16 protein-coding genes and 2 pseudogenes are annotated in these 16,820 nt (G+C 29.4%); 14 read left to right on the top strand and 4 right to left on the bottom strand.

What is annotated here, in order from left to right; genetic code table 11:
- Positions 1–7: 7 nt before the first annotated feature.
- The 8 genes from ACWJJT_RS05015 to ACWJJT_RS04980 all read left to right on the top strand — a co-directional run bounded on the left by ACWJJT_RS05015 (position 8) and on the right by ACWJJT_RS04980 (position 8,203).
- The gene (locus tag ACWJJT_RS05015) at positions 8–679 is read left to right on the top strand and encodes a response regulator transcription factor (RefSeq protein WP_216302969.1); all 672 of its coding nucleotides are present in this window, start codon (positions 8–10) and stop codon (positions 677–679) included.
- Complete coding sequence (locus ACWJJT_RS05010; RefSeq protein ID WP_462956254.1) at positions 676–1,692, top strand: sensor histidine kinase; 1,017 nt, start codon at positions 676–678, stop codon at positions 1,690–1,692. Before ACWJJT_RS05015 ends, ACWJJT_RS05010 begins: the two co-directional genes overlap by 4 nt.
- A 131-nt stretch (positions 1,693–1,823) precedes the next feature.
- Positions 1,824–2,591, top strand: a complete 768-nt coding sequence (locus ACWJJT_RS05005) for an ABC transporter ATP-binding protein (RefSeq protein WP_216302971.1) — start codon at positions 1,824–1,826, stop codon at positions 2,589–2,591.
- Positions 2,581–4,557: an ABC transporter permease gene (locus ACWJJT_RS05000; RefSeq protein ID WP_220287517.1), complete on the top strand. Its 1,977-nt coding sequence runs from the start codon at positions 2,581–2,583 to the stop codon at positions 4,555–4,557. The genes ACWJJT_RS05005 and ACWJJT_RS05000 overlap by 11 nt, the downstream gene beginning before the upstream one ends.
- A 323-nt stretch (positions 4,558–4,880) precedes the next feature.
- Complete coding sequence (locus ACWJJT_RS04995; protein WP_220287519.1) at positions 4,881–5,453, top strand: sigma-70 family RNA polymerase sigma factor; 573 nt, start codon at positions 4,881–4,883, stop codon at positions 5,451–5,453.
- Positions 5,443–6,420 carry a DUF4367 domain-containing protein gene (locus tag ACWJJT_RS04990; RefSeq protein ID WP_462956253.1) on the top strand — a complete coding sequence of 326 codons (978 nt, stop codon included), beginning with the start codon at positions 5,443–5,445 and terminating at the stop codon, positions 6,418–6,420. Before ACWJJT_RS04995 ends, ACWJJT_RS04990 begins: the two co-directional genes overlap by 11 nt.
- Before the next feature lie 405 nt (positions 6,421–6,825).
- Positions 6,826–7,383 carry a cysteine hydrolase family protein gene (locus tag ACWJJT_RS04985; RefSeq protein ID WP_462953994.1) on the top strand — a complete coding sequence of 186 codons (558 nt, stop codon included), beginning with the start codon at positions 6,826–6,828 and terminating at the stop codon, positions 7,381–7,383.
- Between the two features lie 166 nt (positions 7,384–7,549).
- Positions 7,550–8,203: a CatB-related O-acetyltransferase gene (locus ACWJJT_RS04980; RefSeq protein ID WP_462956252.1), complete on the top strand. Its 654-nt coding sequence runs from the start codon at positions 7,550–7,552 to the stop codon at positions 8,201–8,203.
- A 23-nt stretch (positions 8,204–8,226) separates the two neighbouring features.
- Here the strand turns inward: ACWJJT_RS04980 and ACWJJT_RS04975 are convergent.
- Positions 8,227–8,367, bottom strand: a pseudogene (locus ACWJJT_RS04975) (nitroreductase family protein); the annotation flags it as partial.
- Between the two features lie 87 nt (positions 8,368–8,454).
- Positions 8,455–8,961, bottom strand: a complete 507-nt coding sequence (locus ACWJJT_RS04970) for a flavin reductase (RefSeq protein WP_462956743.1) — start codon at positions 8,959–8,961, stop codon at positions 8,455–8,457.
- Between the two features lie 312 nt (positions 8,962–9,273).
- Here ACWJJT_RS04970 and ACWJJT_RS04965 point away from each other — a divergent pair, with 312 nt between their 5' ends.
- The 5 genes from ACWJJT_RS04965 (at position 9,274) to ACWJJT_RS04945 (ending at position 14,440) form a co-directional block, all read left to right on the top strand.
- Positions 9,274–9,753 (top strand): Fic family protein, encoded by a 480-nt coding sequence (locus ACWJJT_RS04965; protein WP_462956251.1) that lies wholly within the window; start codon positions 9,274–9,276, stop codon positions 9,751–9,753.
- A gap of 92 nt (positions 9,754–9,845) precedes the next feature.
- Positions 9,846–10,520, top strand: a complete 675-nt coding sequence (locus tag ACWJJT_RS04960) for a response regulator transcription factor (RefSeq protein ID WP_462953990.1) — start codon at positions 9,846–9,848, stop codon at positions 10,518–10,520.
- Complete coding sequence (locus ACWJJT_RS04955; RefSeq protein ID WP_462956250.1) at positions 10,517–11,536, top strand: sensor histidine kinase; 1,020 nt, start codon at positions 10,517–10,519, stop codon at positions 11,534–11,536. Before ACWJJT_RS04960 ends, ACWJJT_RS04955 begins: the two co-directional genes overlap by 4 nt.
- A 242-nt stretch (positions 11,537–11,778) precedes the next feature.
- On the top strand, positions 11,779–12,552 hold the full coding sequence (locus tag ACWJJT_RS04950) for an ABC transporter ATP-binding protein (RefSeq protein WP_216302981.1): 774 nt from the start codon (positions 11,779–11,781) through the stop codon (positions 12,550–12,552).
- Positions 12,539–14,440: an FtsX-like permease family protein gene (locus tag ACWJJT_RS04945; protein WP_462953985.1), complete on the top strand. Its 1,902-nt coding sequence runs from the start codon at positions 12,539–12,541 to the stop codon at positions 14,438–14,440. The genes ACWJJT_RS04950 and ACWJJT_RS04945 overlap by 14 nt, the downstream gene beginning before the upstream one ends.
- Positions 14,441–14,635: 195 nt before the next feature.
- Here ACWJJT_RS04945 and ACWJJT_RS04940 read toward each other — a convergent pair whose 3' ends face one another.
- Positions 14,636–15,298, bottom strand: a complete 663-nt coding sequence (locus ACWJJT_RS04940) for a DUF2178 domain-containing protein (RefSeq protein ID WP_253198170.1) — start codon at positions 15,296–15,298, stop codon at positions 14,636–14,638.
- Positions 15,299–15,602: 304 nt separating this feature from the next.
- Between ACWJJT_RS04940 and ACWJJT_RS04935 the strand changes: the two genes are divergently transcribed.
- On the top strand, positions 15,603–16,256 hold the full coding sequence (locus tag ACWJJT_RS04935; protein ID WP_216302985.1) for a hypothetical protein: 654 nt from the start codon (positions 15,603–15,605) through the stop codon (positions 16,254–16,256).
- 117 nt (positions 16,257–16,373) lie between these two features.
- Here ACWJJT_RS04935 and gldA read toward each other — a convergent pair.
- Positions 16,374–16,730, bottom strand: a pseudogene (gene gldA, locus ACWJJT_RS04930) (glycerol dehydrogenase); the annotation flags it as partial.
- Positions 16,731–16,820 lie beyond the last annotated feature (90 nt).

The raw sequence follows: 16,820 nt of genomic DNA, 5'->3' as shown, positions 1-16,820 counted from the left end.
ATTTAATATGAGTAAAATACTAGTTGTTGAAGATACACAAAGGCTTAGAACGGAATTAAAAGTATTATTGGAGCGTTATGGATATGAAGTTATAGCTCCTGAAACATTTGATAATATTATAGATGTTATTAAAATGCAGCAGCCGGAACTTCTGATGCTAGACATTAACCTACCTGTATATGACGGTTATTATATCTGCAGAGAAGTGCGAAGATTTTCAGAAGTTCCAATTATTATAGTAACCAGCCGTGACAGTGACATGGATGAACTTCTGAGCATAAAATTAGGTGCAGATGATTTTATAACAAAGCCATATAACACAGAGATACTATTAGCTAGGGTAAATGCAGTACTAAAACGGAGCGAGGCAGGGAATAAATCTAAAGAGGGGATGGAATGTAGTGGACTTACCATAAATTTATGTAACAGTTCAATGGCAGCAAATGGAGTAAAGATTGACATTACAAAAAATGAACTAATTTTATTGACAAGCCTTATAAAAAGAAAAAATGAAATTGTGTCAAGAGAAGAATTAATGGAAGAGTTATGGTCTGCAGAATATTTTGCTGATGATAATAGCCTTTCTATAAATATGACAAGACTTAGAAAAAAATTAGATGAAATAGGCCTTAAAGAGTTTATTAAAACAAAAAGAGGACAAGGGTACATAGTAGAATGAATATTAGAAAATATTTGAATGATAAGAAGCTATTTCTATGCTGTAATACACTACTTAGCATTCTGTTAATATTGTTCTTGATCTATATTAATATAGAGAGTGTCTGTTTATTCGGTATTTTAATAATCTGGTATTTCCCAATTCTTTTATTTATGACAATTGATTACGTGAAGAAAAAGGAATTTTATGATTGTGTTATTGAAAGTACAGAAAAAATAAATGAATTATATCTGATAAAGGAGACACTTGATGAACCTGACTTTTTCGAAGGAAATATTATATATAGTACATTTGGAAAAATTGAAAAAAGTGTTGTTAATAAAATTTGTGAATACCAGCAGGTGACGGATAATTATAAAGAATATTTAGAAATATGGCTGCATGAAATAAAAACACCATTAGCATCCGCTGAACTTATTATTGACAATAATCCGTCACAGGTGACAAAGAATGTTAAAACTGAATTAAAGCAGATAGAACGTTTACTGAATCAAGTATTGTATTATTCAAAGAGTGAGTATGCTGAGAATGATTATTTAATTAAAAAGCTTTCATTAGAGCGTGTTGTCAAAAAATGTTTTAAGACCTTTGCAAAATCTTTTATTTACAGTAGAATACATTTAGAATTTGACAATCTTGAGGTTTTTGTATATTCGGATGAAAAATGGCTTAATTTTATTTTACAGCAGATTATAACAAATGCTATTAAATATTTAGATAAGGACGAGAAAATCATAAGAGTTACAGCAAAAAAAAGAAATAATCAAATAATACTTACGATTGAAGATAATGGAATTGGTATATCAGAATCGGATATTGAACAGGTTTTTAATCATGGATTTACTGGTGAGAATGGAAGAATTTACGGCGAATCTACAGGTATGGGGCTATATATATGTAAAAAGTTATCAGATAAGTTAAATATAGCTCTTAGCATAGAGTCAACCGGAGGAGAAGGTACAAAATTTAATATAGTATTCCCAGTAGGCGGAACAATGTGTTTTGAGTCATGATAATCATGACTTATTTTTTTGCTCAGTAATCTTTCAAAAATGAAAGATTACTGAAATGTAAATCAATATAGGATTATGTAAATACGTATTATACTTAGTACATAAAGTGTTAGACGAGGAGGAAATAAAAGATGAAAGAAATATTAAAAGTAAGTCATATAGAAAAATATTATGGTACAAAAGGAATGCTGACAAAGGCGTTAGACAGAATTTCATTTAGCGTTAATGAGGGAGAATTTGTTGGAATTATGGGACCATCGGGAAGCGGAAAAACAACGCTGCTTAATTGTATATCAACGATTGATGATATTACAGGTGGTGAAATAAATATTAATGGAACAAGAATAGATGGAATGTCTGAGAATAAATTAGAAAAGTTTAGAAGAGAAGAGTTAGGTTTTATCTTTCAGGATTTAAATCTCCTAGATACATTAACAGCATATGAAAATATAGCACTTGCACTAACGATTCAAAAGAAAAATCCAAAAGAAATAGCAGCAATGATAGAAAATATCTCAGAAAAATTAGGAATAAGAGATATATTAAATAAATATCCGTGTCAGATGTCGGGCGGACAAAAACAGCGTATAGCATGTGCGAGAGCGATTATTTCAAGACCATCCCTTCTTTTAGCTGATGAACCGACGGGAGCTTTGGATTCTAAATCAGCTGCTCAGTTTTTAGATTCATTAGAATATCTAAACCGGGATATGCAGGCAACCATACTAATGGTTACGCATGATGCATTTACAGCAAGCTATGCGAAAAGAATTCTTTTTATAAAAGACGGCAAACTCTTTACAGAGATAAAAAGAGGCAAAGATAGCAGAAAAGATTTTTTTGACAGAGTCATTGAAGTAATAACAGAAATGGGAGGAGAAACCAATCATGTATTTTAAGCTGGTATATAAAAACGTTAAAAAAAGTTTTGGCGATTACCTTATTTACTTTATTACACTGACATTTTCGGTTGCCATGTTTTTTACATTTAATTCATTGGATTCACAGGCTGGATTTTCGCAAATCCAAAGCAGTCAGGAAATGATACTTAATCTTTTGGAAAATATTCTAGGAATCATTTCGCTATTTGTATCAGTAGTCATCGGTTTTTTAGTTATATATGCAAATAATTTTCTGATTAAACGAAGAAAAAATGAGTTTGGTATCTATGGAAGCCTGGGAATGGGACGTAATGATATTTCAAGGATGCTTTTGATGGAAACTTTATTAATTGGAATAATAGCAATGTTTTTCGGTATTATTTTAGGAATATTTGCTTCAAAAGGGTTACAGGTAGTAACAATAGAGATGTTTAGAGGCGACAAATCGCTAGATTTATCAAAATATAAGTTCGTTTTTTCGTGGAGTGCATTACGTAAAACTGCTATATGTTTTGCAAGTATTTTTGCATGTGTTGCCGCATTTAATATTAAGATAATTAAAAAGAATAAGCTGATTAATTTATTATATGATATAAAAAGCGATAAAACAAAATTTATGTCTGTGAAAGCAGGTTTCTTAGCTTTTACATTATCGCTTATTATGTTAGTCATTTCCTATGCAATTATTTTGAATATAGGTCTTAAACCAAAAAATAAATTGTTCTTTGTAAGTTTGGGGTGTGGCGTAATAGGAACATATTTATTCTTTTTATCATTGGGAAGCTTTATAACAGAATGCTTACGTAAAGTAGATAAGCTATATCTAAAAAACATAAATTTATTTACAATAAGGCAGATTGGGAATAAAATAAGTAAAAATGTGATTTCATTGACAATTATCACACTCATGCTTTTTTTAACAATTACGATTTTATCAAGTGGAATTGGTGTGAATAAAGCTATTATTGGGAATTCTAAATTTAACCAGCCTTTTGAGGTTACAATATATGGATTAGCAGATAAAAAAGCAGCATTAGAAATAATGAATAATAAAGACACGGTTATTAAAGACGACATAAAGGAAATCTATGCATATGAAGTTTATGAAAGTGGAATTCAGATTAAAAGTTTAATGAGTGACGAATATTTATCAGACATTACTAAAAATGACATGAAATTATTAAACACACAGCAGCAGATTGCAGTTATGAAACTGTCAGATTATAATAATTTGATTGGCATGGAAGGCAGAGAAAAATTACAGATTGATGATAAATCTTACGCAATCTGTTCTAACAATAAAATTGTTGTGAATGGATTAAAAGGAAAAGCTAATGAGATCTCAATAAATGGAAAGCAGTTTAAGTCAGAAAAAGATGAGTGTTTATATAGCAATTTTAGTAATATAAATGATCCAGCCTCGACAGCAATCATTATTTTAGCCGATGATCAAGTGAAAAACTTTAATGCGAGCATGGGCGGCCTTGTAATTAATACATTTAAGGATTTAGACATTGCGGTTATTGATAAGTATGATAATGAATTATTAAATTACGGTAATTACATTGCTGCATGTCGTGTAATGAGACAGATTGGAAATTTAACAACATCAATGTTGGCTTCTTTTGTGGGAATATATGTAGGCATAATCTTTTTAGTGTCAAGCGGCGCCATACTTGCAATTCAGGAGTTGTCAGAAGCGAGTGATAGCAAAAGAAGATATAAAATGCTTCGAAAACTTGGGGTTGGAAGAAAACAGGTTAATAACAGTATATTAGCGCAGATTTTGGTTTACTTCTTGGTTCCATTTGCAATGGCATTATTACACTCATGTGTCGCATTAAAAGTTATCGGTAAGCTTATTAAACAGTTGGGCACAACGAATATGATGACAAATATTATTATTGTTTCTGCTATTGTATGCTGTATATATGGAATATATTTAATGATAACTTATGCAGGTGCTAAAAGAATGAATAAGTAGTATGGGAATGTGCAACCATGGGTGCTGATTGAATGAGGCCAACTTAGAGATTTAGCAACCTTAGATGAATACAGAAAACATTTAACTAATCTGAAAAAATAGGTAGGCAACATAGTATTCTATGATGTTATATCTGTTTTTTTAGATTAGTATTTTATTAAGCTTTTAAAATATAACATAAGAATATATTATTGTAACAATAGTTTGTGATAGAGGTTGCTATTAAAAAAGTGAAATTTATGTAATGAAATGAAAAAATTTACGTATTAACATATGAGATTACTTGGCCGGGTAAAAAACAAAGAAGGGAGGGCTTTAAAAAGATGAAGCAACTTGCATTGTGTGATATTTCATATAAAAAAGAAGTTACAGAAGAATTATGTAAAGAAGATATTGCTCATATTTTTGAAATCTATTACAAAAGAGTTTTCAACTATATGTATTATCGCGTTAATAGCATTGAAACGTCAGAAGACCTTACAAGTCAGGTTTTTGAAAAAATAATGTTTAAAATAGACATGTATTCTAAACATAAGTCACCTTTTGAGGTGTGGATGTTTGCTATAGCTAGAAACATAGTAAATGATTATTTTAGAAGCTTAAAAAAGCATAAATTATTCTCTATTGACACAATTAAGGACTTGGTATCAAAAGGAAAAACTCCAGAAGAGATAATATTATCAGCAGAAAGTAACAGTGAACTTTCAAAGGCTTTGAAGATGTTAAATGAAAGGGATCGAAATATTGTTTCTCTTAAGTTCGGTGCAAATCTTAAAAATCAGGAGATAGCACAAATATTAGATATTACAGAAGGCAATGTTGGAGTAATACTTTATAGAACAATGAAAAAGCTAAAAAAGAAAATTGAGGAAGAGAGGGAACAATATGAGCAATAAGAAAATTGAAGATAAGTTTTCTAGAGAAATAGATGCTTATTTTAATGGGATAGAGGATAAGAAAAAAATAGAACAAAGTGAATATAGCGAACTTTTAGAATTTAGCAAGAGTATGTCAAAAGAAGATTTCAGTAAAGATAGCGATAAAAAAGGGGTATTTAATAAAACTTTGAAAAGTATAAATGAAAATAAAGGAGAGAATATTATGAAGAAATCAAATAAATTTAAAAAAACTACTATTGCAGTAGCAGCAATATGTATAATAAGCGTTTCTGTAATGCAAACATCCTTCGCTCAAGATATAGCTGAGAAAGTAATAAAAACTATATCTTTAGGACATATAAGTGTTATACAAACGGAACCATCAAAAATAAAAGAGATGAGACTTACGGATGAGTATAAAGGCAAAGTTTTTGATAAACAAGGAAAGCAAGTACAAGTAGTTACGAAGGACAATTGCAACGAATTATTCACAGCAAAAGGTGAAAAAATTGCTCATATGCAGAATGGAAAAATAATAACTGTAGCTGAGCAAGAAAAAATGGACAAAGAAAGGGAAAAAGGCGTAGTTGAAGTAAAAGATTCTAGTAAATTAAATGAATATACTTGCTTTGATGTTAAGCTTCCAACGTTTTTGCCAGAAGGATATAAATTTGATAGAGCAGAATTTTATATGGAGAAGAATGAAACAAAAGTTAAAAATAGTAAATATATTGAGTTGTATTTCACTAATGAGAAATCTGGAGAATGTATACATGTGCAACAAAGGTTTCCAGATGGAACCACTAAAGGTGAACTTTCAACAGACGGTACAATTGAAAAAACGAAAATTAATGGTGCAAATGCTGTAATAAGTAATAATAGAAGCATTGATTGGGAAACTAAAACTGCGATTTATTTTTTAGCGGGTAAAGATGCAGGAATTACAAAGAGTGAATTAATAAAGATTGCAGAATCTATTAAATAATCATTAAGGCATATGAAAATAAATCACAAGTAAGGGATATTACCATACTTGTGATTTATTTATTTTTTTTAATGTATGATCTTTATTTATGAAAAAAATGTTCCAATGTGTGGTAAAAAATGATAATATTACATAAAGGATTGAGAAGCGGTTGTATTTTGTGACGAAGGTGTCATAAACAAATATAAAATAGATTGAAATATATAAAGGAAGCGTCTGTGTGAAAAAGTATGAATATAAATGCGTCTTTATAGCAGGGGCTGGTGAAAGAACAACAGAGATGATGAATTAATGTGGAAAAGAAGGGTGGGGGTTTGTTAGGCCTTCGTAGTGTTGGCATTATTATAAAAGATTAATTGAAAATCACTTTAGGGTCAAAATATGAATCAATCGAGGGAGACGGAATTGAATAATCAAAATGATAATATTAATAAAGCATTACTTGTGATAGATATACAGGAGGATGCTACAGGAAAAACAGCAAAACGACCATATAAAAATTCACAAGAACTTATTAGTAATGTGAATTTAGTTATTGAAAGTAGTGAAAAGAAAGGAATTACTGTTATATATATAAAGCATGAAATAAATAGTAATTTTTTAAATAAAATTGTAATCAGAAACAGATTTATCAAAGGAACGCAGGGAAGTGAGATAGATTCAAGAATAAAGATTGTTAATAATTATATTTATTCAAAAGATAAAGGAAATGCTTTTTCAAATCCTAAATTAGATAGTTTCCTTAAACAAAATCATATCAATGAAGTCTTTATTGTTGGATTAGATGCAACTGCATGTGTATACAGGACATCAATAGGAGCAATAGATAAAGGATATAAATCAATAGTTTTAGAGGATGTAATAGTAACCTCAAATATGAGGAAGATGCCAAAAATATTAGAAAAGTATGAGAACGAAGGGATACTCTTAACTACAATTCAAAAGTTTAAACAAAATAAATAATGAGTTCCTTAGAGTACAATTTTCTTTAAAGGGTACAAGTATAAAATTTATACTTAATAAGACTCATTTTTCATAAAGAGTAGATTAATCCTAAATATACGATTGATGAACAATCGTAAAAAAATGTGTCGTAAGAGTAAGACAATATAAATGAAGGGAGTTAAATATGGTTATTCCAAATTCAGGTAAAGTATATCCAAGAAGTAATGATTACCAAACAATATATCTTAAAAATGTAATTACAAGAGATAATATAAGAGTTGGAGATTATACAATATATAATGATTATTATAGTGATCCAAGGGATTTTGAAAAAAATAATGTATTATATCAGTATCCTGTAAACAATGATAAGTTAATAATTGGGAAGTTTTGTTCAATTGCATGTAAAGCGAAGTTTCTCATGACAAGTGGAAATCACACAATGAAATCAATATCTACTTATACATTTCCAATATTTTATGAGGAATGGGGTTTAGACGTCAGTAATGTAACAGATGCTTGGGATAATAAAGGAGATATTGTAATTGGCAATGATGTGTGGATAGGTTATGACGCTATAATTATGTCAGGTGTGAAAATTGGTGATGGTGCAATTATTGGAACCAGAGCAATAGTTACTAAAGATGTTCCACCTTATACTATTGTTGGAGGCATACCTGCAAAAGTTATAAAGAAAAGGTTTAGTGATGATATAATTTTAAAATTATTGAAAATTAAGTGGTGGGATTGGACAGATGAAAAAATCCAAGCAAATATTAAATATATTCAATCAGGAAACATTGATAAGTTAAATAGAAGGAAACTTAAGGGAATGTAGAAAAATAAATGAACAATACTGGTCACAATGAAATGCCAAGGCTGAGTGTTACTGCCAGATGGAGCAAGTCTTGCACTCTCAAGTAGTTGTGTTATTTTTTCATTTCCAACTGGTTTATCAATATATTTCCTTATACTTCTACGCTCTGTAATTTCTTTTATCATAGTTTTAGATGCCTCCTTAATATATATAGTGTAGCACAGGCTACACTATATCCCTGTTAATATAATATTTAAAATTGATACGTAATATTAGGCCTTTACGAGCACTTTTGTAATTTCAGAGATGTACATTGTATGATAATCCTTGTTTGGATACCATTTTGCATCATTCTCTTTGGACTCGAAATTTTCAGGCGGCATGGCACAATGATATACCTTCCTACAAACAATTATCATGTTTGCTTCTTCAAAGGATACTGTATCGTCAACAAAATAAGGAGTGAGTCCAGCTTCGGTTACCTTATCTGTGTCTCTTCCTGAAATGCTACCACATATATTTAGGGCTTTCCTATACTTCTCATCAAAAAAAGCAATCGTAAACATGTCATTTGCATCGATAAATTCTTTCGTATATCTCTGAGGCCTTATGTATGTGGTAACAACATTCATTCCCCAATATACACCAACACCACCCCAACTAGCAGTCATTGTATTAAATTTCTCCTTATTCCCTGCTGTTATCAGCAGCCATTCTTTCCCGATTTTTGTGAAAGGGTTGAACTGTAATTCCTCGACTTTAATTTCTTTAAACATAATTGTCCTCCTGTAAATTTTTTTATAGTTTATAACAAATAATTAACTTATGCATTATATAACCATATTAACATATACAAGCATGCAGACCAACTCTTAAAACTTTTATTATACAATTTATACATAATTATGTTAACTGCTTGAATAACTATAGGGATATATCATATAATTGAATAAAGATATAATGTAAGGTTTTATTTGAAAGCGTACATTCATTTTTGTTTAAAGCATTGGCATCATCAATCGCAAATCAGTAATAATTGAACAAGTGGTGAAGGCGGTAAGTAATATACTATACGAATAGGAGTGGAAATTATGTTTGAAATCATAGATAATAAAAAGGAATCACTAGATGGCAAGAGACCCTTGAGTAGAATTGCTGTAGAAAATTTAAAAAAATATTTTGATGTGGAACTAACATATAATTCTAATGCGATAGAAGGAAATACTCTGACAATAACTGAAACTAAAGTAATCTTGGAGGATGGCTTAACTATAGGAAAAGGTAAGAGCTTAAAAGAACATTTAGAAGTAATTAACCACAAGGAAGCAATTGATTATGTAGAAGACATTGTAAGTGAAGATACGGATATATCAGAAAGGGTTATTAAAGACTTACATTACTTAATATTGAAAAGTATAGATAATAAGTATGCTGGAGAATATAGACAAAATAATGCAATTATCAGTGGTAGCAAGCATATACCTGTAGAACATTTTTTAGTGAAAGAAAAAATGACAGTAATAAAAAGCCATGGTTACTTCTGTTTTATGAAGTATTCATGGTTATTTTAATTTAGATTTAATTTCATCTATAGAATATGGTATATTATAGGTAGATTATAGGAGTATGAACGATAATTCGTAAAATCATTAAGGGGGATGCTATGTATAAAATATTGATAATTGAAGACGAAGAGAAAATTAGAGATATAATAAAAGAATCTCTTTGTAAATGGGGTTTTGAAGCCTATGCAGTTAATAACTTCAATAATGTATTTGAAGAATTTGTGAAGGTAAAGCCGGAACTTGTTCTAATGGATGTAAATCTGCCTGCTTTTGATGGATTTTATTGGTGTAATAAAATTAGAAATGTTTCTAAGGTGCCAGTAATATTTTTATCTTCAAGAAGTACAAATATGGATGTTATTATGGCAGTGAATACGGGTGCGGATGATTACATTACAAAACCTTTTTCTCTGGATATACTTATGGCAAAAATAAATGCAATTTTACGTAGGACCTATTCTTATGGAGATACAAGTTTGGATACTATTGATTATAAAGGCGCTGTGCTATCATTAAGGGATAACACCCTTTACGTAGGCGAAAAATCAATTGAACTAACCAAAAATGAATTTAAAATATTATATGTATTAATGAAAAAGCATGAAACCATAGTAAGCCGCGAGGATATAATGCAAGAACTTTGGCAAGATGAAAACTTCATCGATGACAATACACTAACAGTTAATATAAACAGACTGAGAAAAAAGCTAAAAGAAATTGGTCTTATAGATTTTATTAAGACCATTATAAATCAAGGATATGTTATTAAATGAGCTTTATTAAATATTTAAAGGAGAACCTAAAGCTTTTAGTATTTTACTTTCTTCTCATGGCTTTTATTTCATTAACTATATGTTTTGACAGAAAAAATCGCGTACTTACTTCTAATTTACTTTACATAATATTTGTTTCTTTTTTCATGTTAATAATTTATATTAGTATAGATTATTATGAAAAATCCCAGCATATTAAAAAGCTTTTATTCGTTAAAAATTCAGAAGATAAAACTCCTATTTTACCGGGTCCAATAGATTATAAAGATGAAATATATGCTCAAATAATTCAGATGATTTATGAAGATTTCCTGAAAATTGCAAGAAGCACGGAAACAGATTTCAAAGAAAATGCAGAGTTTATGACTGCGTGGGTTCATGAAATTAAAACTCCAATTACTACATCAAAGTTATTGATTGAGAGCACAGGCGCTACATCTTCATCCTTAAAAGAAGAACTTGAAAAGATTGAGGATTATGTTGAAAAGGTACTTTATTATTCAAGAAGTAATAATTTTTCTGAAGATTATATCCTTTCAGAAGTGAGTATCAACAAAGTAATTAAAGAAAGTATTAAAAAACATTCAATTATATTTATAAAAAAACATATTAAATTAATAAATAATGTACCTGAACCCCTTATTATAGATACCGATAAAAAGTGGTTGCTTTTCATAATTGATCAACTCCTTTCAAATTCATTAAAATATACCAGCAATGGTGGAAGCATAATATTTAAACATATTAAAGCCACAAAAGAGGTTTTATTAATAGTAGAAGATACGGGAATAGGCATTAAAAGTGAAGATATAAATAGATTATTTAAAAAGTCTTTTACAGGTTTTAACGGAAGAAACGAAAACTTAAAAGCTAGTGGAATGGGTTTGTACCTTTCTCAAAAAATTGCTAAAAAACTTGGCCATTATATTACCCTAGAATCAGAATATGGTAAAGGCACCAAAGTAATTATTCATTTTCTAAAATGGGATAATTACTATGATGTTACAAAAATGTAAGGTGAAAGAGCAAAATGTAAGCCAAAGCAATGGCGGTATATTTTGCTTTTTTGTATACTAAGAGTGTAAAGCATATTCAAAATAATTAACATTAACGACATTTCAGAAGGGAAGTCACCCACTTCTATAAGTGGGTGTTACATACTATAACAAAGAAAAAACTTCAGTGGAAGTATAAAACTCCTTCTGAAGTCGTTGATGCTATAGCTTCGCAGAAGATAATTTAACGGGGGGTATTTATAATGACAGAAGTATTAAAGATAGAAAATCTAAGAAAAGTTTACGGATCAAAATTTGGTGGTGTAAAATATACAGCACTTGATGATATAAATTTGAAAGTAGAAAATGGTGAATTTGTAGCAATAATGGGACCATCTGGTTCAGGAAAAACAACCTTTTTAAATGCAATATCAACTATTGATAAACCAACCTCAGGAAGTGTAATAATTCATGGTGATGACATAACCAAACTAAAGGAGCCCAATTTGTCTAAATTTAGAAGAGAAAAACTTGGATTTATATTCCAAGACTTTAATTTGCTTGATACTATGACTCTAAAGGAAAATATTGTACTGCCTTTAGCTCTTGCAAAAACTCCTTATAAGATTATAAAGACAAAGTTACAAGACATAAGTATTAAGCTTGGCATTAGGGACATATTAAGCAAATATCCTTATGAGGTATCAGGAGGACAAAAGCAAAGAGCAGCGGCCGCAAGAGCAATGATTACTGAGCCTTCTATGGTGCTCGCTGATGAACCTACAGGTGCTTTAGATTCCAAATCTTCCAAAGAATTGCTCGGATGCCTTGAGAATTTAAATGAAAAAAATAAAGCTACAATTCTTATGGTTACTCATGATGCCTTTGCAGCATCTTATTGCACGCGAATTGTATTTATTAAAGATGGTAAACTATTTAATGAAATTTATAAAGGGGATAAATCAAGGAAGGATTTCTATCAAAATATATTAAAGATTCTTTCAGTCATAGGAGGTGGTACAGATGACCTTAATTAGCATGGCTGTAAACAATATAAGGAAAAACTTTAAAAATTACTGGACATTTTTTCTAAGTTCTACCTTCAGTGTTTTTGCATTATATCTTTTTATGTCTATTGTAAATAATAGTGATGTAAAAGTCCAACTAGGAGAGATGAAAAGCTGTATGAGTATATTTATCATTGCTGCCTACATGATTGCAGCTTTCTCAGCGTTTTTTATATGGTATTCTAATTCTTTCCTTATAAAATCAAGGAAAAAAGAGTTTGCAACTTATATGTTACTAGGCATGTCCAAAAAGCAGGTAGTAACATTAAACATTATAGAAAATTTAATAACTATATTTGGTGCCTTTTGCAGCGGAATTTGTTTAGGACTAATTTTCAATAAATTTTTTATAATGCTATTATATGTAATGATAAGAGTTACAGGTGATGTGCCTTTTCAGATTAGTTTAGAAGCTTTAAAATTTTGCTCTATTGTATTTGGAGCTATGTTTATAATAATTAGTATTCACGGTTCTAAGCTTATATACAGGGATAACCTTATAGATCTTTTCAATTCATCAAAAAAAGCTGAAAAAGGTTTAAAAGTATCCTTTTTAACCCTAATAATTAGCATCCTTTCTTTAGTTTTCTTAGGCTATGGATATTATATGGCTATTAGAAAGGTTGCTGCTGATATTCGCCTAGCTCCCTTGATAATATTGTTAGTTGTTATCGGAACTATATTATTTTTTACAAGCTTTACTTCTTTAATTATTTATATTAGTAAAAAGAATGAAAAAAGTCTCTTTAAAGGAACAAAACTTATATATATTTCACAACTTTACTATAGATATAAAGGTAATGTAGGTACCCTAAGTGTAATAGCAGTTACAACTACTGTAGCTCTTTGTGCCATGATTTTCTGCTTTGGACTTCTTAATCAAGTTGAAGAAAATTCAAGAAATATGAGACCATTTTCAATAGAATATGCAAATGGTACTAATAATACAGATAAAATCTTTGAGGATACTATTAAAAATCACAAAAAGGTTTCAGTTGTATATAAGGATAATATGGAGTTTCTTAAGGTAAAAACTAAAGATTACCTGCTTGGCAGTCATGAATTTTTAGTTTTAAACGAAAGTAAATTTAATGAAATTAATAGTCATGAAAAATCGGACATAAAAATAAATTTGAAAAATGATAGGGATTGCTATTTCTTTCAAATAGCCATGGCTGTTACTAATAAAAGCGTGATTGGTAAAGAGGTTAAATTAATGGGGGGAGGTAGTGACTATAATCTAAAGATAACTGATACTGATATGAAATACTTTATGGCACTTGATAACTCTAAACCAACGTTTGTTGTTAAGGACAGTGTCTACTCTCAAATTAAAAATACAATTTCTAAAGAGAATACCTATAAAGTAACGGGATATATACTTAATAATGATTTCTTTTCAGAAAATTTTATTAAAGACCTTAAAAGCAAAATACCTTCTGAAAATAAGCTTTTAACCTTCTATGAACATTTTACAGATGGCATAACGTTAGCGGGTATGATGGCCTTCAGTGGATTATTCATTGGATTAGTATTTCTTACAGCTACAGGCAGCATTATATATTTTAAAATGTCCATGGAAGCTGAGGAGGATAAAAACAAATTCATAATTCTTAAAAATATAGGGGCTAGTAAAGCTGAAATAACAAAAGCTATCTCAAAGGAACTAATGATTTTATTTGGAGTACCCTTCGTTATGGCAACGATAAATTCTTTTGCTGCATCAATTCCAATTGGAAAAATGGTTACAATTAATATTACTAAAGAGTTTATTATTATAATTTTGGTTTATGCAGTGCTTTATAGTATATACTATTTAATAACTTTAAAATCCTATATTAAAATTATAAGTAGATAACATTAAGATAGAAGGGTAAATTATCTTCAGCGAAACTATATTGACGACTTCAGAAGAAGAGTTAGACTCCTACTGAAGTTATCTCTTTATGATTAAATAATCATTTCATATAATAAAGGGTATCTTGAGCTAAATCCTTATTATATGAAATGATTTTTCTTTTATTTATAAAAGAAATTATACAAGCATTACTGATTATTTGAACAATCCCATTCTTGTTAGAAAGGGGTTTATTAACAGTAGTATAATTAATAATAATGCCATTTTACCGAAAACACTTCTTAAAATTTTATTTAATTTAGGATAATTTGTTTTACTGCTATAATTTCCTACTGTAAGAAAAGCTAATGTAATAATGCTATCTGTAATTTTAAAATATAATGTATTTGTTATTCCAATTTGTTTCATAAAAAAGGAGCCTAAATAAACATCTCCTATGGTTAATGCAAGTAATGTTCCAACAAATACAATACCGATACTAAATACAGATAAAAATTTCTTGATTGTAAAATTATTGCCAATATTAACAATAGCCTGTTCTGAAGTTCCTTCTATATCCTCATACTTATGATTATAATAGGTGTAGCAAGAATGATTAGTAATAAACATTAGTAATATTATTATAGTACATAGTTTATACGCCTCTATTGGATATATATACGTAATTAATGCTAAGATTCCAATCAAAACAAAGAGGATATTAATTGCAAGTTCGGATGATTTTTGACTTATCTCAAAGAACCTTTCATCATAAGTTTGTTCAAAATGTTTTTTACCATTATTATTTTTATGGGTATTCCTATTTGGCAAATATGTTATTATCCCCGCTATAATAGATCCTGACCCTATAACAAACATTAAGTTATTATTAAAATAATATTTGCTTGAAAAAACAAAAGTTAAGCCTATAATAATCTCAAATATAGACAGATAATATCGTAGTGCATAGTTTTTTAATAGGCCATTAAAGTCGAGGCACTTAATCATGTTCCTGTTTCACTAAATCCTGCTCAAAAAAATGTTATGTTATATTCGTTTATGTAAATTATATTAGAAAAAAATATTGACAACAGTATGATATTTACAGATAATATGGTTAGTGTACATGGAGCGTATGGTGTGTATTAAACACATTAACAGTTAGTTAGGAGATGTAATATTCATGCAAGATTTAAAAGCAAGATTAATTGAATCAATTATGCATTCTATTATTATAATGATAATCTCATTGTTCATAACATATCTAATCATTATAAATTTATCTAATATATTTTGGATGTCAATGATCTCTATAATTGGAGCTATATTTTTAATAATTTATATTAAAAAGCCATACGACAAAGAATGTTTAATCATTAATAGTTGGTTATGTATGATATTTGCAATTTTTATTGGAATCTTAATTGGAAAGATTGTTCCATTATCAAATTTAATTGGAGTAAGTATCGGAATACCAGTATTCGATATAATCAGTTTTATGAAAATCGGTTCAAAAACTACAAATGCTAAAGTTATGTCAAATAAAAATTTAATGTCAAAATTAATAGTATATGGGAAGTCATTTAAAAATAATAATCCAATACCAACAAAAGGGTTAGGGGATTTTTTATTTTATACAATACTACTTTCAGGCATATATAAAGTAAGTAATGATTCTAATTTTGTATTTTATGGGGCATGTTTAATATTTTTAGGATGTGCAATAAATTGGATTATAGTTTGTTTTATATATAATAAGAAATGGTATAAGGGGTTCCCAGCAACATTTATCCCTCTTATGTCACTATTACCATTATTTTTGAAGCTTGTAAATTGAATGTTTAGTTCATAAATATTGTTAACATAGCTTTATAATAATCAATAAAAAGTGCCTGTTTCATTGCCAACTATTGAAATGGACATATTATATATATAATATGCCCCCTATCAATAGTTAATTATAAAGTCTTCCTAATGCGTCTGCTCCAAGTATAGCTGCATATACATCATCTGCAGTAACCGCAAATGGCATATTATGAATAGTTTCTCCCACTGCGCAGGAAGTTTCAGCGACCCTTCTTATATCTTCTTCTTTTATTTCTTTGATTCCCATTTCTTCTAAAGTAACAGGCAATCCTAAATCAATACAAATGCCTATAACATCATCGAGTTCTTCTTGTGGGCTATTTTCTAAAACTAATTGAGCTAGTAATCCAAAGGCTACTTTTTCTCCATGATATAAGTGATGACATTCCTCAAGAACTGTGAAACCATTATGAATTGCATGAGCAGCTGCTAGCCCACCACTCTCAGCTCATGTTCATCCTACACAGGGGTGGCTTGCGTATAACAAAGAGCTTAAACAACATCCAGGATCATTAAATATCTTAAATCAATCAAA

It is taken from the genome of Clostridium sp. CM041, from assembly GCF_055081035.1.
This window is presented reverse-complemented; position numbering and strand designations above follow the sequence as displayed.